13 protein-coding genes are annotated in these 19,882 nt (G+C 75.5%); 3 read left to right on the forward strand and 10 right to left on the reverse strand.

Going from position 1 to position 19,882, the window contains the following annotated elements; translation table 11 throughout:
* Nucleotides 1–2: 2 nt before the first annotated feature.
* Entirely contained in the window at nucleotides 3–650 is a 648-nt protein-coding gene (locus ACIBEC_RS06310; RefSeq protein ID WP_360500041.1) for a PadR family transcriptional regulator, read from the reverse strand.
* A gap of 79 nt (nucleotides 651–729) precedes the next feature.
* Between ACIBEC_RS06310 and ACIBEC_RS06315 the strand changes: the two genes are divergently transcribed.
* Nucleotides 730–1,701: an endonuclease/exonuclease/phosphatase family protein gene (locus tag ACIBEC_RS06315; protein WP_360500039.1), complete on the forward strand. Its 972-nt coding sequence runs from the start codon at nucleotides 730–732 to the stop codon at nucleotides 1,699–1,701.
* Here ACIBEC_RS06315 and ACIBEC_RS06320 read toward each other — a convergent pair.
* Nucleotides 1,698–2,822 (reverse strand): PP2C family protein-serine/threonine phosphatase, encoded by a 1,125-nt coding sequence (locus ACIBEC_RS06320; protein ID WP_360500036.1) that lies wholly within the window; start codon nucleotides 2,820–2,822, stop codon nucleotides 1,698–1,700. The two genes, ACIBEC_RS06315 and ACIBEC_RS06320, sit on opposite strands and share 4 nt — an antisense overlap.
* On the opposite strand from ACIBEC_RS06320, the gene ACIBEC_RS06325 reads away from it, so the two are divergent.
* Nucleotides 2,821–2,988, forward strand: a complete 168-nt coding sequence (locus tag ACIBEC_RS06325; protein ID WP_360500033.1) for a hypothetical protein — start codon at nucleotides 2,821–2,823, stop codon at nucleotides 2,986–2,988. The genes ACIBEC_RS06320 and ACIBEC_RS06325 overlap by 2 nt on opposite strands.
* Nucleotides 2,989–3,125: 137 nt before the next feature.
* Here ACIBEC_RS06325 and ACIBEC_RS06330 read toward each other — a convergent pair whose 3' ends face one another.
* From ACIBEC_RS06330 to ACIBEC_RS06340, 3 genes are all read right to left on the reverse strand, one after another.
* Nucleotides 3,126–6,350, reverse strand: coding sequence for an ATP-dependent DNA helicase (locus ACIBEC_RS06330; RefSeq protein WP_360500031.1), 3,225 nt, complete (start codon nucleotides 6,348–6,350; stop codon nucleotides 3,126–3,128).
* A gap of 75 nt (nucleotides 6,351–6,425) precedes the next feature.
* Nucleotides 6,426–9,899 (reverse strand): ATP-dependent helicase, encoded by a 3,474-nt coding sequence (locus ACIBEC_RS06335; protein WP_396287765.1) that lies wholly within the window; start codon nucleotides 9,897–9,899, stop codon nucleotides 6,426–6,428.
* A gap of 21 nt (nucleotides 9,900–9,920) precedes the next feature.
* Nucleotides 9,921–10,298: an MGMT family protein gene (locus tag ACIBEC_RS06340; protein WP_396287766.1), complete on the reverse strand. Its 378-nt coding sequence runs from the start codon at nucleotides 10,296–10,298 to the stop codon at nucleotides 9,921–9,923.
* 134 nt (nucleotides 10,299–10,432) lie between these two features.
* Between ACIBEC_RS06340 and ACIBEC_RS06345 the strand changes: the two genes are divergently transcribed.
* Nucleotides 10,433–13,156, forward strand: a complete 2,724-nt coding sequence (locus ACIBEC_RS06345) for a flippase-like domain-containing protein (protein WP_360500022.1) — start codon at nucleotides 10,433–10,435, stop codon at nucleotides 13,154–13,156.
* A gap of 91 nt (nucleotides 13,157–13,247) precedes the next feature.
* On the opposite strand, the gene moeZ is transcribed toward ACIBEC_RS06345, so the two are convergent.
* The 5 genes from moeZ to ACIBEC_RS06370 all read right to left on the reverse strand — a co-directional run bounded on the left by moeZ (nucleotide 13,248) and on the right by ACIBEC_RS06370 (nucleotide 19,849).
* Nucleotides 13,248–14,426: an adenylyltransferase/sulfurtransferase MoeZ gene (moeZ, locus tag ACIBEC_RS06350; protein ID WP_360500020.1), complete on the reverse strand. Its 1,179-nt coding sequence runs from the start codon at nucleotides 14,424–14,426 to the stop codon at nucleotides 13,248–13,250.
* Nucleotides 14,427–14,656: 230 nt separating this feature from the next.
* Nucleotides 14,657–15,664 carry an NAD-dependent epimerase/dehydratase family protein gene (locus ACIBEC_RS06355; protein WP_360500017.1) on the reverse strand — a complete coding sequence of 336 codons (1,008 nt, stop codon included), beginning with the start codon at nucleotides 15,662–15,664 and terminating at the stop codon, nucleotides 14,657–14,659.
* A gap of 107 nt (nucleotides 15,665–15,771) precedes the next feature.
* Nucleotides 15,772–16,863 carry a hypothetical protein gene (locus tag ACIBEC_RS06360; RefSeq protein ID WP_360500014.1) on the reverse strand — a complete coding sequence of 364 codons (1,092 nt, stop codon included), beginning with the start codon at nucleotides 16,861–16,863 and terminating at the stop codon, nucleotides 15,772–15,774.
* Nucleotides 16,863–18,479, reverse strand: a complete 1,617-nt coding sequence (locus ACIBEC_RS06365; protein ID WP_360500012.1) for a DUF3492 domain-containing protein — start codon at nucleotides 18,477–18,479, stop codon at nucleotides 16,863–16,865. The genes ACIBEC_RS06360 and ACIBEC_RS06365 overlap by 1 nt, the downstream gene beginning before the upstream one ends.
* A gap of 467 nt (nucleotides 18,480–18,946) precedes the next feature.
* Nucleotides 18,947–19,849 (reverse strand): alpha/beta fold hydrolase, encoded by a 903-nt coding sequence (locus tag ACIBEC_RS06370; RefSeq protein ID WP_360500009.1) that lies wholly within the window; start codon nucleotides 19,847–19,849, stop codon nucleotides 18,947–18,949.
* Nucleotides 19,850–19,882 lie beyond the last annotated feature (33 nt).

Here is a 19,882-nt window from a genome sequence, read left to right on the forward strand (position 1 = left end):
GCTCAGGTGCGCAGGCGGCGGCCGCGTTTGGCGGGTGCGGCACCGCCGTCGCGGGCGGCCTCGGCGGTACGGGTCTGCAGGAGTTCGGCCTGCTGGGCGAGCCGGGTCTCGCAGTGGTCGAGCCAGCGGATCTCGGCTTCGGTCTGGAAGATCAGCTGGTCCAGGACGAGCAGCCAGGCGAGGTCGTTGCTCGCCGAGGGCACCGCGCCCGGCCGGCCCCCCTCACCGGGCCGAGGGGCGCCGGCGAGGGCGCGGCCCTTGAGCCGGGTGTAGTCCTGCAGCGCCTTGATGCTGTGCCGGCGCTGCCCCTGGACGACGGCGGAGACGTCCACCCCCGGGACGGTGACGGCCATGGCGAGCTTGATCGCCAGTTCGTCGCGCGGCGGGTTGGTCCGGGGTACCGGGGTGTCGAACCAGGCGCGCAGCTCGGTGCGGCCGGCCTCCGTGACGGCGTAGAACTGGTGGCCCTCCCCGTCCTCCCCGGCGGGCTCGACCAGGCCGTCGCGTTCCAGCCGGGACAGCGTGGTGTAGACCTGCCCGACGTTGAGTGGCCAGGTGGCGCCGGTGCGCGCCTCGAACTCGGTGCGCAGTTGGTAGCCGTAGCGAGGGCCCTGGTCGAGCAGGGCGAGCAGACCGTGACGGATGGACATACTCAGTATGTATACCCGGTATGCCCTGCCGTCTCAACCCGCACCCCCCTCCCCCGGCGACCGGGTACCGTCGTGCGGTGTGAGCCAGTTGCGCATCGCCACCTTCAACCTGTTGCACGGTCAGCCGCTCGCCCCGGACGGCGCGCCGCGGCCCTATCCGGCCGACGCCGGCGAGCCGTTGGCCGCGGCGGTGGCCGCGCTGGACGCCGATGTACTGGCGCTCCAGGAGGTGGACCGGCGCCAGGCGCGCTCCGGCGGCACCGACCAGGCGGCGGTGGCGGCCGCGGCGATGGGCGCGAAGGACTGGCGCTTCGCCGCCGCGCTGCACGGCCGCCCGGCACCGGTGGCGGGCTGGCTGCCGGATCCGTCCGGGCCCGACGGCCTGCGGGTGTACGGGCCGGGTGAGGTCGGCGACGACGCCCCGCCCTCGTACGGGACGGCCCTACTGACCCGGCTCCCGGTGCGGCACTGGCGGGCCCGGCGCTTCGCCCCGGCGCCGTTCGGGCTGCCGCTGCGGGTGGCCGGGCGGCGCGGACTGACCCCGGTGCCGGACGAGCCGCGGGCCGCGCTGGCGGCGGTGCTGGAGGGCGATCGCGGGCCGTTCACCGTGGTCGCGGCGCACCTGTCCTTCGTGCCGGGCTGGAACATGGCACAGCTGGCGGGCATCCGGCGGTGGATCGCCGACCTGCCGCAGCCCTACCTGGTGCTGGGCGACTTCAACCTGGTGGGCGCGGTGCCGCGCACGGTGCTCGGCGGGGCGACGGCGCTGGAGCGCACCGCGCCCAGGGTGCGGGTGCGGGAGCTGCGGGCGAGCCGGCGGACCCGGCCGCTCCTGGCCGAGCCGCGCCGGCGGCGGGTGCGCGAGCCGCGGGCCCGCCTGCAGGGCTGGTACGACCTGGCGCGCACGCCGACGTACCCCTCGCACCGGCCGGCGGTGCAGTTCGACCACGTGCTGGCGATCGGCGTGCCGCGCACGGCGGTGGGCCCGGCCGCGGCGCCGCGCGCGGCGGTGTCGGACCACCGGCCACTGCTGGTCGAGGTGTCGCTCTAGGGCTTGTCAGACAAGCCCCAGGGTTCTCGCTCCAGCGTTCTCTGGGGCAGCTGCCGCGTCAGGACCCCGGCCTGCTGCGGGACGTGGATGCCGGCCGTCGGGGCCGGGTCGTACTGCAGGAGCAGCATGGCCGCGTCGTCACCGAGCTGGCGTCCGACGTGCCGCACCACGTCCTCGTGCAGGCGCTGCAGGACGTCGGCGGGACGACCGTCGGCGCAGCGCGGGAACCGTTCGGCGAGCGGGTAGAAGGCGCCCGCGCGATCGCGGGCCTCGATCACCCCGTCGGTGAACAGCAGCACCCGGTCGTCGCCCTGCAGCGACACCCGGTGGACCGGCGGGCGGACGTCGGCCGGGTCGAGGACGCCCAGCGGCGGCACGGTCTCGGCGAGTTCGAGCGGGCGGACCTCGCCGCCGCGCAGCAGCAGCGGCGCGGGGTGCCCGCAGTTGACGATCTCGGCGGCGCCGTCGGGCCCGACGCCGATCAGCACCAGGGTGACGAACTCCTCCTCCACCCCCGGGTGGTCGTTCTCGTGCAGGGCGCGGTCGAGGCTGACGGCCAGCCAGCCGGCCACCCGGTCCAGCGCGGGCTCCTGGTGGGCGGCCTCGCGGAAGGCGCCGAGCACGGCGGCGGCCGTCTCGACCGCGCCGAGGCCCTTGCCGCGCACGTCGCCGACCACGGCCCGTACGCCGTGCCGGGTGTTGACCACCTCGTAGAGGTCGCCGCCGATGCGGGCGTGCGCGGCGGCGGCCTCGTAGTGGACGGCGGCCCGGACGGTGCCGACCCGCTCGGGGACGGGCCGCAGCAGGACCCGGCGGGCGATCGAGGCGACCAGCTGGGCGTCGGCCAGCGCCCGTTCCTGGCGCAGCCTCAGGGTGGCGCTGACCCAGCCGATCGTGGCGACGAGCAGGATGGCGATGACGCTGGCGGCGTGCACGGACGAGCCGAGCGTGTCGCTGCGGAAGGCCATCAGGAAGCCCGCCGCCTCGGCGTACAGGCCGATGACGAACGGGTACCAGGTGCGGCGGCTGACCACGGCGGCCAGCGCGGGCACGGCGGTGAGGGCGGGTTCGACCGTCACCCCGGTGCCGCTGAGGTAGTCGAGGACGACGATCAGCGCCATGCCGATGAACGGCAGCGCCAGCGCCGTCCTCGGCCAGGTGCCGGTCGTGTTCGGAGCGGGACCCGGGGTCGGCCCGGTGAACCGCTCTCTGATCCATCCGGTCGCGCTCAACTTCGGTTCTCCAGCAGAAGGCGCCGATGCCGGGGGCACCTGCGGTGATGACTGAGGGTTAGGGAATACGGGCCTCGCTGGCGGCCGGAGCACGGGGGTTGACCGGTTACCGACCCCACAATAGGCGCGAAACGTGCACGACGCACAGGTTTCGGGCACTGGCGTGATGACTTGGATGCTCTGCGTGACTCATTAGTCACTGTTCCCGATCAGGAGCCGTTCCAACTCTTTTCGGTCGGGAAGTCCTGCCGGACGGACGATCCGTCCGCTGCGGACGTACAGGAACGAAGCCGTGACCTGCTCGGGATCAACGCCCATCTGCTCGGCCCAGGCCAGCCGGTAGACCGCGAGCTGCAGCGGGTCCGCGGTCTCCTCGCGATGGGTCTTCCAGTCGACCACTTCGTAGCGTGACACACCACCGGATCCTGACACCACGTCACCGTCACGGTAGACCGCGTCGATCCGGCCGCGCACCACCCGCCCCGCCAGCACCAGTTGGAACGGCGCCTCGACCCGGTAGGGCTTGCGCTGCGCGTACGGGGTGCGCAGGAACGCCTCCTTGAGCCGCTCCAGGTCCTGCTCGTCCTCGATGCCGTCGTCGTCCGCGCCGGGCAGCGCGCCGGGCTCGATCAGCAGCAGCGGCTCGATCCGGCCCTGCACCCAGGCGTGGAAGCGGGTGCCGCGCCGGGCGGCGGGCTGCGGGGGGCGCGGCATCGGGCGGGCCAGGTCGCGCGCGAAGCCGTCCGGGTCGGCGGCCAGGCGCAGCAGCTGGGTGGCGGACAGCGCGGCGGGCAGCGGCACCTCGCGCGCGGTGCGCCGGGAGCGCTCCAACTCGCCCAGCAGCGCGGTCAGATCGCGGTCCCAGGAGGCCAGCTGGCGCTGGTCCTCGGCGGCCATCGGCTCCGGTTCGGGGGCGGGCGCACCGGCCAGGCGGGCGCGCACCACCCCGGCGACCCGGCGGCGGGCATGCTGCGCGGCCGGGTCCAGCGGCAGGGGCCAGGGCCGGTCGACGGAGGCGGTCAGCGCCGGGTTCTCGGCGCCCTTCTCCGGCTGCTCGGCCCAGTGCTCGACCTCGCCCGCGCCGGCCTGCTCGCAGTGCTCGCGCAGCTCCTCCAGGAAGGCGGACGGACCGCGGACAGTCTTCTGGTTCGGCCCCCACCAGTGCCCGGAGGCCAGCAGCAGCGAGCGGGGGCGGGTGAACGCGACGTAGCCGAGCCGCAGTTCCTCGGTGGCGGAGTGCTCGGCCAGCTCCTTCCTGAAGGCGGTCATCGTCTTGCTGTTCCACCCGCCGCGCACGTCGGGCAGGGTGGCCGCGTCGCCGCGCAGGGCGTGCGGGAGCACACGCTTGGCGCTGGTCCAGCGTTCGCGCGGGGTCGAGGAGGGGAACGCGCCCCGTACCAGGCCGGGGACGGCGACCACGTCCCACTCCAGGCCCTTGGACTTGTGCGCGGTGAGCACCTTCACGGTGTCCTCGCCGCCGGGCAGGCTGCTGTCCAGGCCGCGCTCGTACTCCTGGGCGGCGCGCAGGAAGCCGAGGAAGGCGGCGAGGCCCGGGTCGCCGTCGAGGTCGGCGAAGGAGGCGGCGACGTCCAGGAAGGCGTGCAGGGTCTCCCGCCGCCGGGCGGCCAGGGCCTGCGGGGAGGCGGCGAGCTCGACCTCCAGGCCGGTGACCGCCAGCACCCGGTGCAGCACGTCCATCAGCGGGTCGGCCAGCGAGCGGCGCAGCTCGCGCAGCTCCTGGGCGAGACGGGCGAAGCGCACCCGTGCCTCGGCGGAGAACGGCAGGTCGTCGGGCTTCCCCTCCTCGCCGAACGGGGAGTCCAGGAAGCTCTCCACCGCGTCGGCCAGCGACACCACCTCGGTCGGATCGGCCTCGGCGACGGCGGCGGCCAGCGCCTCGACGTCCTCGGGCCGGTCGGTGCGGACCAGCTCGGCGGCCCGGCGGCCGAGCAGCGCGAGGTCGCGCGGGCCGATCCGCCAGCGCGGGCCGACCAGGAGGCGCACCAGCGCGGCGTTCGCGGTCGGGTCCTGCAGCACCTCGCAGACCGCCACCAGGTCGGCCACCTCGGGCAGTTGCAGCAGCCCGCCGAGGCCGACCACCTCGACCGGCACCTCGCGGGCGACCAGCGCCGCGTGGATGTCCGGGAAGGCGGCGCCACCCCGGCACAGCACCGCGATCCGGCCGGGCGCGGTGCCGGTGCGCACCAGGTGGGCGATCGAGTCGGCGAGCCAGTCGACCTCCTCGGCGTGGGTGGGCAGCAGCGCCGTCCGCACGAAGCCGTCCCGCTCGGCGCCGGGCGCCGGGCGCAGCGCCTCGACGCCCTCGTGCATCCCCCGCAGCGGCGCGGCAAGGGTGTTGGCGAAGGCGAGCAGGCGCCCGCCGCTGCGGCGGTTCTCGCTGAGCGCGTAGCGCTCGGCGGGGCGGCCGTCGGCCTTGGGGAAGTGCCGGGGGAACTCGTCGAGGTTGGCGACGGAGGCGCCGCGCCAGCCGTAGATCGCCTGGCAGGGGTCGCCGACGGCGGTCACCGGGTGGCCGCTGCCGACACCCTCGGGGCCGGCCCCGAAGAGCCCGGCGAGCATCAGGCGCTGGGCGACCGAGGTGTCCTGGTACTCGTCCAGCAGCACGACCCGGAACCGGCCGCGCAGCAGCTCGCCGACCTCGGGGCGCTGCTGGGCGAGACGGGCGGCGGCGGCTATCTGGTCGCCGAAGTCCATCAGCCCGGCGGAGCGCTTGCGGCGCCGGTAGTCCTCGACCAGGCGCAGCAGCTCCAGCCGGGCCCGGGCGGTGGCCGGGACGGCCCGCAGGTCGTCGTTGGTCAGCTTGACGGTGGCGAGGGTGTCCAGCAGCTCCTCGTCGAAGTCGCGCAGGGCCTGTGGCTCGACGAGGTGCTCGGCGAGTTCGCCGTCCAGCGCGGTGAGGTCGGCGACCAGGTTGGCGAAGGTGCCGGTGAGCGCGGGGAACGGGCCGCGGGCGGTGCGCAGCACCTTGGCGGCGAGCTGGAAGCGGGTGGCGTCGGCGAGCAGCCGGACATCCGGCTCGATGCCGATCCGCAGGCCGTGCTCCTTGAGGAGGCGGCCGGCGAAGGCGTGGTAGGTGGAGATCTCCGGGTCGCCGAGCGGTTCGCCGCCGTCCCGGTCCGCGACGCCGGCCCTCAGCAGGGCGGCGCGGACCCGTTCGGAGAGCTCGCCGGCGGCCTTGTTGGTGAAGGTGAGGCCGAGCACCTCCTCGGGCCGTACGGCGCCGGAGCCGACCAGCCAGACGACCCGGGCGGCCATCACCGTGGTCTTGCCGGAGCCGGCGCCGGCCACGATCACGGCCGGCTCCAGGGGCGCGCCGATGGCCGCCATCTGCTCCCGGTTGAACGGGATCCCCAGCAGCTCCTTGAGCTGGTCGGGATGGCTGAGCACGGCGGTCACCCCGCAACCGTAACCGGAGCGACGGACAAGCCTCGCCTCACCGGGTCCGCAGGGTCCGCAGGCCGCGCGGGCCCGCTACTCGACCAGCTGCGCCCCGTCCCGCTGGGCCGAGCAGCTGCGGCGGAAGGCGCAGCGGTCGCAGCCGCCGCCCGTCTGCGGGACGAAGCGCTCGGCGAGGACCTTCCCGGCGGCCTCGGCGAGCAGGCCCTCGATCCACGGCTCGCCCTCCGGAGGCTCCTGCCGCTGCACCTTGGGGGCGTCCCGGGAGGCCTTGGCGGCGGGCTCGCGCAGGTGGACCAGTTCGGCGCCGCCGGTGGCCGGGGGGTGTTCGGCGAAGCCGGGCAGCTCGTTGAGGGCGCCGGCCCGGACGGCGAGCTGGTAGACGGCGAGCTGCTTGTGCTCGGGCAGGGACTTGTCGGTGGGGATCTGCTTGCCGGTCTTGAAGTCGACCACGTAGGCGCGCCCGGCCGCGTCCTTCTCGACCCGGTCCATCGAGCCGCGGATGCGCACCGAGACGCCGCCGACGTCGAGGGTGACGTCGAAGCCGTGCTCGGTGGCGACCACGTCCCGGCCGCGTTCCAGGACGTGCCAGTTGAGGAAGCGCTCCAGGGCGGCCCGGGCCTCGGTCTTCTCCTGGTGGGACTTCCAGGGCGCGTCGAAGGCCAGCGCGTCCCAGACGGTGTCCAGGCGCTCCATGAGGACGGCGAGGTCGGCGGGGGTGCGGCCGGAGCCGACCTCGTCGGCGAGCGCGTGCACCACGTTGCCGAAGCCCTGGGCGGCCGAGCCGGCGGCACGCGCCTTGACCTCCTTGTCCAGGAACCACTGCAGCGAGCAGCTCTCCAGCTGCTCCAGGCCGCTGCCGGACAGCCGCACCGGCAGGTCGGCGCTGCGCAGCGGCTCGGGGGCGGCGGTCGGGTCGTCCAGGCCCCACCAGCGCTCGGGGTGGGCGGCGGGCACCAGCGGCAGCCCGTCCTCGTCGGTGGCGGCGGCGAGGGTGGCGAGCCGTTCGGCGGCGGCGCGGCGCAGCTCGGGCGTGCGGGCGGGGTCGACGGTGACCGCGCGCAGCTCGGCGACCAGGGCGGCGACGGACAGCGGGCGGCGCGGGCGGTGGGTGACGTCCTCGACGGTGACCGGCGGGGTGCGGCGCACCACCTTGCCGGTCCGCGGGTCGACGTCCTCCCGGTAGAGCTCGCGCAGGAAGCGGGAGGGTTCGTCGCCGTCGTCGGCGGGGGCCTTGACGGCGGTGACGATCAGCCGCTCCTTGGCGCGGGTCGCCGCGACGTAGAAGAGGCGGCGCTCCTCGCCGAGCAGGGCGGCCGGGGAGAGCGGTTCGGCGAGGCCGTCGCGTCCGATCCGGTCGGCCTCCAGCAGGGAGCCGCGGCGGCGCAGGTCGGGCCAGAGGCCGTCCTGGACGCCGGCGACGACGACCAGGCGCCACTCCAGGCCCTTGGAGCGGTGGGCGGTCATCAGCCGGACGGCTTCGGGGCGCACGGCCCGGACGGTGAGGGTGTCGGCGGCGATGTCCTGGGCGTCGAGTTCGGCGAGCAGGTCGAGGGCGCTGCGGTGGCCGGTGACCTGTTCCTCGGCGCGGGCGGCGGTCTCGAACAGGGCGCACAGCGCGTCCAGGTCGCGGTCGGCGTTGCGGCCGCCGGCGCCGCCGCGCAGGGCGGCCCGTTCCAGGCGCTCGCGCCAGCGGCGGCTGCCGTCCCACAGCTCCCAGAGCGCCTCCTCGGCGGTGCAGCCGCCGGCCAGCAGCTCGCGGACCTTGCGCAGCAGGGTGCCGAGGTCGCGGGCGCGGCGGGCGTACGCGGGGTCGAGGGCGACCAGCCGCTCGGGTTCGGCGAGGGCCTCGCGGATCAGTTCGCCGGCCGGGCGCAGGGCGGCGGTGGGGCGGCCGTCGGCCCGCAGCGCGGCGCGTTCCTCCTCGCGCAGGGCGCGGCCCAGGCGGCGCAGGTCGGAGCCGTCGAGGCCGCCGAGCGGGCCGGTGAGCAGGGCGTGCGCCAGGTCTGTGGTGAGCGGGTCGGGGGTGTCGGCGGCCTCGCCCCCGGACTCGGCGTCGGCATCGGCGTCGCTGTCGGTGTCGGCATGGGTGTCGGCGTGCCGGTCGCGGGCCGCCTGCCACGCCGCCTGCTGGGCGCAGACCCGCAGGGCGAGCAGCAGCTGGGCGACGGCGGGCTCCTCGCGCAGCGGCAGGTCGTCGCCGTCGATCTCCAGCGGGACGCCGGCCGCGCCGAGCGCCCGCCGCACGCCCGGTATGGAGCGGGCACCGGCCCGGACCAGCACGGCCATCTCGCCCCAGGGCACGCCGTCCTCCAGGTGCGCGCGACGCAGCAGGTCGGCGATCGAGTCGAGCTCGGCGCCGGGGGTCGGGTAGGTGTAGACCTCGGCCCGGCCGCCCTCGCGGGAGGGCAGCAGGGCGCGGTGCTGGGCGAGCTTGTCGGCGGGCAGCCGGCCCATCGGCATCCGCCGGGCGATCTCCCGGGAGGCGGCGAGCAGGAGGGCCCCGGAGCGGCGGGAGACCCTCAGCACCCTGACCTCGGCGGGTTCGCCGTCGGCGCGGCGGAAGGTCTGCGGGAAGTCGAGGATGCCGTTGATGTCGGCGCCGCGGAAGGCGTAGATCGACTGGTCGGGGTCGCCGACCGCGACCAGGTCGCGGCCGCCGCCGGCGAGCCGGCGCAGCAGCCGGACCTGGGAGGGGTCGGTGTCCTGGTACTCGTCGACGAAGACGACGTCGTAGCGCCGGCGCAGCTCCTCCTCGACCTCGGGGCGCTCGGCGAGCAGGACGGCGCGGTGGACGAGTTCGGCGTAGTCCAGGACGCCGCGCAGGTCGAGCACGTCGAGGTAGTCGGCGAGGAAGTGCGCGGCGGCGGCCCAGTCGGGGCGCTGGACGCCCTGGGCGAAGCGCTCCAGCTCGGCCTCGCCGAGGCCGAGTTCGCGGCTGCGGGCGAGGACGGCGCGGACCTCGTCGGCGAAGCCGCGGGTGGTCAGGCAGGCCCGCAGGTCCAGCGGCCAGGCGATCCGGGAGCCCGCGGCCGAGCCGCCGGTCGACTCCGTGAGGCGGGCGTCCTCGGCGCCGCCGGCCAGCAGTTCGCGGACCATGACGTCCTGCTCGGGGCCGGAGAGCAGCCGCAGCGGCTCGGCGTAGTCCTGCGGGTCCTGGTGGGCGCGCAGCAGGGCGTAGCAGAAGGAGTGGAAGGTGGTGGCCTGCGGGGCGGCGGCAGAGCTGCCGAGCCGGCCGGACATCCGGTCGCGCAGCTCCATCGCGGCCTTGCGGCTGAAGGTGAGGACGAGGATCCGCTCGGGGTCGGTGCCGTCCGCGATCCGCCGGGCGACCGCCTCGACCAGGGTGGTGGTCTTGCCGGTGCCGGGCCCGGCCAGCACCAGCAGCGGCCCGTCGGCGTGCTCGACCACGGCGCGCTGGTAGGCGTCCAGCACGGGCGGGTCGGGCTGGACGAGCGGGCTGCGCACGAGCCGGTAGGGGGAAGTCACGGAGTGGTCCTGGGGTCGAGCAGGGCATGGCAGGGCGGGCCCGCCGGGGCCCGCCCGCATCGAGCCTACGATCCTCCCCCGTCAATCCCGTCCGTGCGGGGAGTTCGGGGAAATCTCCCGGCCGTCCCAGCGGGCCCGCCGGAGGTCGACCCGGGGCGGGTCGGCGAGCTCGCGCAGCGGGGTGCCCTCCTCGCCGTAGTGGGTGAGGGCGCGCTGCTCGTGCCCGGGCAGGAAGCGGCCGTCCGCGCGGATCACCCGCCACCAGGGCACCGAGCCGCCGTACAGGGCCATCACCCGGCCGACCTGCCTCGGCCCGCCCTGGCCGAGGTACTCGGCGACGTCGCCGTAGGTCATCACCCTGCCGGGTGGAATCCGCTCGGTCAGGTCGAGCACCAGTTCGGCGAAGGGCGGTAGGGCGTCCGGAAGGCCGTCGTCTGTTACGTCCGTCACCTGCGGCATTCTTCCTTACAGGGGCGCACCCCCGGTCCCGGGCAAACGGGACGCCGCGCCCGATCCGCCCCCTGTCCAGCACGGGGGGTCGGGGCATGCCACCATCTTCGGGGCGGTGAGTGGTGATACGAGGACAAGACCAGATGACCGGGACGGCTGACGTGGGCGTGGACAAGGACTCCGACGAGTCCGCTGCCGCCGTGCCCCCGGCGCCCGGTGGCGGGACCGAAGGCCGGCCCGAACCGGGGCCGACGCCGGAAGTCTCCCTGATCAAGGACCCGACGATCAAGACCCCCGCGCCCGCGAAGGCCCCCGAGCAGCGCGAACCGCCCGAGCAGCCCTGGCAGCCCGAGCAGCCGGCGCAGCCCGACGACCAGGACCCGCCGGAGGACGCCCCCCACCTGGACGTCGACGAGCCGCTGCTCGCCGCCCGCGCGCACCGCCCGTCCGACCTGATCCGCTTTCTGGCCGGCGTCTTCGGCATAGTCGCCGTCTTCGTGCTGGCCGGCATCGCCACCTCGACCACCACCGGCATCGAGCAGGACATCGCCACCAACGCGCCGCACTTCTCCGCGGTGCTCTCCACCATCACCGGCCTGATCTCCAGCGTCGCGGTGCTCGCCGTGCCGCTGGCCTTCGCCGTCGAGCGGCTGATCAAACGCGACGGCCTGCGGGTCGCCGACGGCGTGCTGGCCTCGGTGCTCGCGTACGGCGTCTCGCTCGGCATCGACTGGTGGGTGGCCGAGGGCGCCTCCGAGCACATCCGCGACGCGCTGACCCGGCTGCCGATGGACAGCAACGGCACCCTCACCGACCCGGTGCACGGCTATCTCGCCCCGGTGATCGCCTACATGACCGCCGTCGGCATGTCGAGCAGACCACGCTGGCGGGTCGCCCTGTGGGTGGTGGTCGTCTTCAGCGGCGTCACCGAGCTCCTCGGCGGCTACACCACCCCGCTGTCGCTGATGCTCACCGTGCTGATCGGCTGGTCCGTCGCCTACGGCACGCTGTACGCGATCGGCTCCCCGAACATCCGGCCCACCGGTCAGCACATGATGATCGGCCTGCGCAAGGTCGGCTTCACCCCGGACGGCGCCCTCCGCGCCCCCGACGCCCCCGGCGGCACCCGCCGCTACTACGTCACCCAGCAGGGCGGCCCGCCCCTGGACGTCCACATCATCGACCGCGAGCAGCAGGCCTCCGGCTTCTTCTACCGGGCCTGGCGGCGGCTGCGGCTGCGCTCGGTCGCGGTGCGCCGCAGCCCGCAGTCGCTGCGCCAGGCGCTGGAGCAGGAGGCCCTGATCGCGTACGCGGCGGCCGCCTCGGGCGCCCGCGCGCCGCAGCTGGTCGCCACCTCCGAGCTCGGCCCGGACGCCGCGATCCTGGTGTACGAGAACATCGAGGGCCGCATCCTCGACGAGCTGGCCGACGACGAGGTCACCGACCCGGTGATGGCCTCGATCTGGCAGTCGGTGGGCGCCCTGCACGAGCGCCGGATCGCCCACCGCCGGCTGACCGGCGAGTCCCTGCTGGTGGTGGACGAGCGGACCGCCTGCCTGGTCAACCTCTCCGGCGGCGACATCGCCGCCACCGATCTGACCCTGCGCATCGACGTCGCCCAGCTGCTCACCACCTTCGCGCTGCGGATCGGCCCGGAGCGGGCCGTCGCCACCGCCAACGCGGTGCTCGGCGCCGAGCGGGTCGCCCAGGCGCTTCCGCTGCTCCAACCGGTCGGGATGAGCCGCTCCACCAGGGTCGACCTCGCGAAGCTCAGCAAGGAGCGCAAGGCCACCGCCCGGGCCAAGGCGCTGGAGCAGGTCGCGGCCGGCGAGCGCACCCAGGAGCAGGCCGAGGAGGACATCGCGGTCGCCGGCGAGGACCTGCTGAGCCGCATCCGCGGCCAGATCCTGCAGATCGCCCCCGAGGCGCCGATGGAGCCGGCCAAGCTGGAACGGCTGAAGCCGAAGAGCCTGATCATGGTGATCGCGCTCACCTTCGCCGCCTACCTGGCCCTGACCACCATCAAGCCGGCCCAGCTCAAGCTCTCCCAGATGAACTGGGCCTGGGCCGCGGCCGCCCTGCTCGCGGCCGCCTTCAGCTACGTCGCCGCCGCGATGAGCCTGACCGGCTTCGTCCCCGAGCGGCTGCCGTTCCGGCGCACCGTCGCCGCCCAGCTGGCCGGCTCCTTCGTCAAGCTGGTCGCCCCCGCCGCGATCGGCGGCATCGCGCTCAACACCCGTTACCTGCAGAAGGCCGGCATCCGCCCCGGCCAGGCGGTGGCCTCGGTCGGCGCCTCCCAGCTGGCGGGCCTGGCCGGGCACCTGCTGCTGCTGTTCAGCTTCGGCCTGATCACCGGCAGCCAGACCAACGGCGACCTCTCCGCCTCCCGCGCGGTGATCATCGGCGTGCTGACCGCCGCCGTGCTCGCCCTGGTGGTGGCCGCCGTCGCGCCGCTGCGCCGGTTCGTGCTGGGCCGGCTGCGCTCGCTGTTCTTCGGTGTGGTGCCGCGGATGCTCGACCTGATGCAGACGCCGAGCAAGCTGGTCACCGGCTTCGGCGGCATCCTGCTGCTGACCCTCTCCTTCACCGCCTGCCTGGACTTCTCGGTGCAGGCCTTCGGCGGCGACATCAGCTTCTCGGCGGTCGCGGTGGTCTTCCTGACCGCCAACGCGGCCGGCTCGGCGATCCCCACCCCGGGCGGCATCGGCCCGGTCGAGGTCGCCCTGATCGGCGCCCTGACCGTCGCGGACGTGTCCCCCTCGGTCGCCACCCCGGCGGTCTTCCTCTACCGGGCGCTCACGTTCTGGCTGCCGGTCCTGCCGGGCTGGATCGCCTACAACGTGCTGCAGCGCAGGAGCGCGCTCTGAGCCGTCCCCGGCATACGACGGAGGGCCTCGCCGATCGGCGAGGCCCTCCGTCGTCAGCGCGCGCCGGTCGACGCGCGCCGGTCGACACGCTCTAGTAGACCGGCTTGTGCGGCTCGATCTGGTTCACCCAGCCGAGCACGCCGCCGCCCAGGTGGACGGCGTTGGCGAAGCCCGCGGCCTTCACCACGGCCAGCACCTCGGCCGAGCGCACGCCCGACTTGCAGTGCAGCACGATCTTCCGGTCCTGCGGCAACTTCTCCAGCGCGTCGCCCATCAGGAACTCGTTCTTCGGGATCAGCACCGCACCGGGGATGTTGACGATCTCGTACTCACCGGGCTCGCGGACGTCGATGAGGTAGATGTCCTCCTTGTCGTCCTGCCACTGCTTCAGCTGGTGCGAGGTGACGGTCGAACCGGCGGCGGCGGCCTGCGCCTCCTCCGACACGACGCCGCAGAAGGCCTCGTAGTCGATCAGCTCGGTGACCGTCGGGTTCTCGCCGCAGACCGCGCAGTTCGGGTCCTTGCGGACCTTCACCTGGCGGTAGTTCATCTCCAGGGCGTCGTAGATCATCAGCCGGCCGAGCAGCGGCTCGCCGATGCCGGCCAGCAGCTTGATCGCCTCGTTGACCTGGATCGAGCCGATGGACGCGCACAGCACGCCCAGCACGCCGCCCTCGGCGCAGGAGGGGACCATGCCCGGCGGCGGGGCCTCCGGGTACAGGCAGCGGTAGCAGGGGCCGTGCTCGGCCCAGAAGACGCTGGCCTGGCCGTCGAAGCGGTAGATCGAGCCCCACACGTACGGCTTGCCGAGCAGCACCGCGGCGTCGTTCACCAGGTAGCGGGTGGCGAAGTTGTCGGTGCCGTCCACGATCAGGTCGTAGCCGGAGAAGATCTCCATGACGTTGGAGTTGTCGAGGCGCTCCTCGTGCAGCACCACGTCGACGTAGGGGTTGATCTCCTTGACCGAGTCGCGCGCCGACTCCGCCTTGGAACGCCCGACGTCCGACTGGCCGTGGATGACCTGCCGCTGCAGGTTCGACTCGTCCACCACGTCGAACTCGACGATCCCCAGCGTGCCGACACCGGCCGCGGCCAGGTACAGCAGCGCGGGCGAGCCGAGGCCGCCGGCGCCGACGCACAGCACCTTGGCGTTCTTCAGCCGCTTCTGCCCGGCCATGCCCACGTCGGGGATGATCAGGTGGCGGGAGTACCGGCGGACCTCATCGACGGTGAGCTCGTCGGCCGGCTCGACCAGGGGTGGCAACGACACGGGGACTCCGATGGATGTCTGTTCGGGTGGCCAGGGCCAGCCGCGGTGTGGGGTTGTTGCTCCGCCACTCGGGTGGCTCCTAGGCCAACAGTGTCATGCCCGACCGGTATTCCGAGACAGCCCGTCCGATGGGCGAGACGGGCGGCGCCGGATCGTGGGACCGGCCGCCCGGGCCCCCGCAGGCGCCCCGAGCCCGCGTTTCACGGGCCCCGGACACCTGCGGAGCACGCTCAGACCCGACAGGCCGTCTCCAGCCAGACGTCCCCCAGCGACTCCTCCAGCGGCACCTGAGTCCGCCATCCGAGACGGTCCCTGGCGGTGCGCACGTCCGCCTGCCGCCACGGCACCGGCTCGCCCGACACCGCCCGGCCCTCCGGCCGCTGGCCCTCCACCCGGTGCCCCGGGAGATGGTGCCCGGCCGGGTGGTGCTGGCCGGGCAGGTGGTCGCCGCCCGGCCCGACGGCCTGTGCGGGCAGCAGGACCTGCCGGTTCTCCTCGACGATCGCCCCCTCGAAGCCCGAGGCCCGGACCAGCAGCTGGGCCGCGTCCCGGGCCCGGACCGCGTGCCCGCTGCCGATGTTGATCACCCCGGTGGCGGCCGACACCGCGGCCGACCGGATGGCCCGCGCGACGTCCCGGACGTCCACGAAATCCCGGTATCCGGACAGGTCCGGCATCCGCACCTGGTTCTCGTCCCGCTCCAGCGCCCGCCGCAGGCCCTCGGCCAGCCGCCCGAACAGCGAGGCGGTCGGCGCCCCCGGCCCCACCACGTCGAACACCCGCAGCACCGCCGCGTCCAGCCCGGAGGCCAGCACCAGCTCCGTCCCGGCCAGCTTGGACACCCCGTACGGGCCGACCGGCCGCGGCTCGGCCTGCTCGGAGACCGGCACCCCGCCGGGCACCGGCCCGTACTCGGCGGCCGAGCCGACGTGCACCAGCCGGGCCGGCTCCCGGCTGCGCCGGATCGCCTCGCAGACCGTCGCGACGGCCAGCGTGTTCGACCGGATCAGGGTGCGCGAACTGCCGTAGGTGGCGCCCGCGCAGTTGATCACCACTTGCGGCGCGACCGCGTCCAGGAAGCGGGCCAGCGCACCCGGGCTCCCGGTGGTCAGGTCGAAGCGGATGTCGGCCGAGTCGCGCCGGCCGAGCACCGTCACCTGCAACTCCTGGTCCATCAGCAGACGGTCGGTGACCCGGCGGCCGATGAAGCCGTCGGCGCCCAGCAGCAGCACCCTCATCGGGGGTGTCCTTCCACGAAGCGAGGTCGAGGACGACCTGGCGGACTGAAATCAACGAACGGACGAAACACGGATCGTGGATCGGGGATCGGCGATCACCGGGCGGATCAGCGGTGCGAGCCGGCCCGGCCGAGCACCACCCCGGCGTACGCCAGCAGCGCCGCCGCGACGGCACCGCCGCCGAGCAGGAGGGCCCACGGCAGGGAGCGGCCCAGCGCGAGCAGCCCGAGCGTCGCGGCGGCCCCGGCCGAGGTCCCCACCGCGGCGGCCGTCGGCCGGCCGCAACGCGCCAGCAGCGCGGACAGCACCAGCAGCAGGCCCAGCACGCCCTGCGCCGCCCACGGCACCGGGCCGGCCCGCCCGGCCGCCAAGTGCAGCAGCCCGCCACGGCCCGGTCCCGGGTGCGACGCGAGGACGGCCGGCACGGCCAGTGCGACGAAGGTCAGCACCGCGAGCACCACCAGGTGCAGGGCGACCGCGACCGGCAGCACCGGCCGCATCCGGGACCGGAACTCTGCCAGGGTGCCCGCCACGCCGAGGTGGCTGCGGCCGACCTGCCGGTACCAGCGGGCCGCCCACTCGGCCGACCCGGCCGACACCGCCGCCGCCAGCACCAGCGCGGCGGCCGTCGGCCGGTCCCCGCCCGGTGCGGCCAGCGGGAGCAGCAGCAGCGCGGCCAGCCCCAGCCCGTACCCGAGCGCGGCCGGGCGCCGGCCGGAGCCGGTGGGCCGCCGCGGCAGCGGAGCCGGCCCGAGGGCGTCGGCCGGGCACAGCGGCAGGGCGAGCGGCGGGCCGGGCTCGGCCCGCGGCGGCGCGGTCAGCACGGGCAGCAGTACCAGCGGTACGGCGGCGGGCAGCAGCACCGGCCAGCGGGCGCCGAACGCGGCCACCCCCGCGCAGGGCAGCGCGGCCAGCGCGGCGGCGGTCAGCGCCGCCCGGGCGTCGGCGCCGCGCCGCCGTCGCGGCCGGGCCGGGCCGGGATCCGGCGGGCGGCGGGGCACCCGGGCGTACAGCTCCTCGGCGAGCGAGAACAGGTCGGCGTGCCGGCAGCGGGCGGCGGCGTCCGGGCCGAGCCCGGCCTCCTCCAGCCCGGCGGCGATCTCCAGCGGGTCGACGGCGCGCTCGCACAGCTCCCGGTGCTCCGCCATCACCTCGCGCACCGGGTCCGCGCTGCCGCCGAGCGCCGCGCGGCCGGACATCAGACGGCCTCCGCGAGCACGGCCGACTCCGGGGCGGCTTCCCGGGCGGCGGCCTGCCGGGCGGCGGGCTCCCCGGCGTCGGAGTCCTCGCCGTCCCCGGGAGCACCTCCCCGGCCGTCCGCGAGCCAGTACTCGGCGGGGCGGGCGAACGGGCGCGGCGCCGGGCCGCCCTCGCCGCCGGGAAAGGCCGGGTACTGCGAGACCAGCTCCAGGTAGATCTCCCGGAACGCGCCGGTCACCGGCTCGACGGCGAAGCGTTCCTGCGCCCGCAGCCGCCCGGCCAGCCCCAGCCGGGCCCGCCGCTCCTCGTCGCGCAGCAGCGCCAGGCAGGCGCCGGCCAGGGCGCGCGGGTCGCGGGCGGGCACCAGCAGCCCGGTCGGTCCGACCACCTCACGGGCCACCCCGACATCGGTGGACACCACCGCCCGGCCGCTGAGCATGGCGTCCACGAGCAGCCGGGGGCCGCGCTGGGACAGCGCCGAGAAGACGAGCACCGTGCCGGCCGCCCAGGCCTCGGCGAGCGTCCCGGGCCGCCCCGCGAAGTCCACCGCCGGGGCCACCCCCAGCCGCTCGGCCAGCGCCGCGCAGTGCGCCCGGTAGCCGGGCGCCGCCTCCTCGCCGTACAGCACCAGCCGGGCGCCGGGCAGCTCGGCGCGAACCCGGGCGAAGGCGTACAGCGCCAGTTCCGGGTCCCGGCCGGGTTCCAGCGTGCCCGCCCACACCAGGGTCGGCGCGGTCGGCTCCGGCCCGGCGGCCGGGCGGTCCACGGCCGGCGTCCCCTCGTACACCACCCGGGTGCGCGCCGGGTCGGCCCCGCAGTGGTGCTGCCAGTGCTGGTCGTGGGCGCTGCCGGGGGTCAGCACGGCCGCCTGCCGGTAGGTCTCCTCGGCGAGCGCGCGGGAGAAGGACAGCAGCAGTGCCCGCACCGGCCGGAGGTACGGCGCCTCGTAGCCGAGGTACTGCTCGCGCAGGTGCAGGCCGTGCTCGGTGAGCACGAACGGCACCCCGTGCAAGTGCCGGGCCACCAGGGCGGGCAGCGCGGCGAGCCCACCGCCGACCACGTGGCACAGGTCGGCCGCGCCGAGGCCGCCGGGGCCGGTGCCGTACCAGGGCGCGGACAGCGGCCGCAGGCACTGCTCCAGCAGGTCGGCCGCGACCAGCACATCGCGCACCAGCGGCTGCCCGGCCGAGGTGTCCGCGCCGGGCAGCCGCCAGGTCCGCTCCAGGATCCGGCGGGCGTGCCCGGAGGCCAGGAAGGCGGGCAGCGCGCCGTCCTCCCGGGCCAGTGCCGCCAGCCGGTACAGCCCGGACCCGAAGCCGGGCCGCTCCCCCGGCAGGACCAGCGCCCGCAGCAGCTCCTCGTACGCCCCGGCGTACCGGCGTCTGCGCAGCGCGCCCGGCGCCCGCCCGCCCGGCCCGCGCCCCCACAGCGCCAGGTCGCGGACGCCGCGCCAGACGGGCGACAGCCGCCCGAGGGCGCCCGGCTCCTCCGGCCCGGTCAGCAGGTACAGCTCCAACTCGTGCTCCGGCAGGCCCTCGGCCAGCCGGTCGCACCAGCCTCCGGCGCCACGCTGGGGATTCTGACGGGCACCCTCGGTGAGCAGGGCAACGCGCACGGGAGACCTCCAGGACAGTGCGGATTCGAGGGCGGATCACGGACGGATCGACGGACGGCCGAGCGGCCCGAACGGTAGCCGGGGGCGCCCCCGCGCGGCAGCGGGGAGGGCCGGGGACGGGAGTCGGCCGGCCGGACCGGCGCCGCGGCGCCCCGTGCGGCGGTCCGAGGGCCCGGTCGCGGCCGTGCCGCGTTCCGTTCCCCCGGGCCCCGCCCGCTCCGACGGTCGGGCCCGACCCGCCGGACCCCCTGGCCTCGGCCGCCCTCCGGTTTCTCCGGCGGCCGCGACTCCCCCACACCTGTTCGGTCCGACAGCAGAAAGGTAGGACCGGCCCCGGGCAATCCATCGGTCACATGCCTGACTGCCACCTGAACGAGTGAAACGCCGTGACCTCGGCCCGAACCGGGCCGTTACCGGGCGGTATGCGCGCCCGCCCGTGATATCCGCGCCCGGCAGGCTCGGCCCGCTCAGCGCGCGGCGTACGCGATCAGCTCCCGTACGGCGCGGGCGACCTCGTCGGGGTGCTCCATCATCGCCACGTGACCCGACTCCGGCAGTACCAGCAGCCGGGCGTCCGCGAAGGCCGCGCAGGCGCGGCGGGCCGAACGGTAGGCGACCAGCTTGTCGCGCAGCCCGTACACCAGCAGCACCGGCGCCGCGACCTGCTCGACCTGCCGCCACAGGGCCTGGTCGCCACGCTCGGTGTACGCCGAGACGATGCCGCGGGCCGAGCCGATCAGCGCCCGCATCGCGTGCGGCACCTCCAGCCGTCGCCGGTACTCGGCGACCGCCTCGGCCCGGGCGGCCGGGCTCAGGCTGCCGGGGTCGCCGTAGACCAGTCGCAGCAGGTCCTCGGTGGCGGCCTCGGCGTCACGCCCGTTCGCGGCCAGCCGGCTCAGCAGCGCGGGCACCCCGGGGACCGCGAGCAGGCCGGTCGGCCAGGCGGAGCGCTGCGGGGGCAGCTCGGGCAGGGCGGGCGAGACCAGGGTGAGGCTGCGCACCAGGTCGGGGCGGAGCGCGGCGAGGCGGACGGCGACCGCGCCGCCGAGGGAGTTGCCGAACAGGTGGACCGGGCCGCGGTCGGCGGCCTCCAGGTAGCCGATCACCGCGCGGACGTGGCCGGAGACGGTGAGGTTGCCGTCGGTGGGCGGGTGGGAGCGGCCGAAGCCGGGCAGGTCCACGGCCTCGCCGTCGACCAGGCCGGCGAGCCGGTCCATCAGGGCCGTCCAGTTGGCGGCCGAGCCGCCGAGCCCGTGCACGAAGAGGCCGGGCTCACGCCCGTCGGCGGCGCCGTCGTCGGCGGCGCGGTGCACCGCGAGCACCGCACCGGGGACCTCGACCGTACGTACCTGCTGCTCAGCGCTGCTCATGCTGGACGATGGTAGTGAGACCGGGCCGAGGAT

Source organism: Kitasatospora sp. NPDC051164, assembly GCF_044455625.1.
In the GTDB taxonomy this organism is placed as follows: Bacteria; Actinomycetota; Actinomycetes; order Streptomycetales; family Streptomycetaceae; genus Kitasatospora.

Coding starts and splice junctions, on each gene's coding strand:
- ACIBEC_RS06355 (WP_360500017.1), bottom strand. CDS start 15,664: ATGAGGGTGCTGCTGCTGGGCGCCGACGGCTTCATCGGCCGCCGGGTC.
- ACIBEC_RS06325 (WP_360500033.1), top strand. CDS start 2,821: ATGCCGATGAACGGCAGCGCCAGCGCCGTCCTCGGCCAGGTGCCGGTC.
- ACIBEC_RS06345 (WP_360500022.1), top strand. CDS start 10,433: ATGACCGGGACGGCTGACGTGGGCGTGGACAAGGACTCCGACGAGTCC.
- ACIBEC_RS06335 (WP_396287765.1), bottom strand. CDS start 9,899: ATGCGGGCGGGCCCCGGCGGGCCCGCCCTGCCATGCCCTGCTCGACCC.
- ACIBEC_RS06360 (WP_360500014.1), bottom strand. CDS start 16,863: ATGTCCGGCCGCGCGGCGCTCGGCGGCAGCGCGGACCCGGTGCGCGAG.
- ACIBEC_RS06310 (WP_360500041.1), bottom strand. CDS start 650: ATGTCCATCCGTCACGGTCTGCTCGCCCTGCTCGACCAGGGCCCTCGC.
- ACIBEC_RS06370 (WP_360500009.1), bottom strand. CDS start 19,849: ATGAGCAGCGCTGAGCAGCAGGTACGTACGGTCGAGGTCCCCGGTGCG.
- ACIBEC_RS06340 (WP_396287766.1), bottom strand. CDS start 10,298: ATGCCGCAGGTGACGGACGTAACAGACGACGGCCTTCCGGACGCCCTA.
- ACIBEC_RS06320 (WP_360500036.1), bottom strand. CDS start 2,822: ATGGCGCTGATCGTCGTCCTCGACTACCTCAGCGGCACCGGGGTGACG.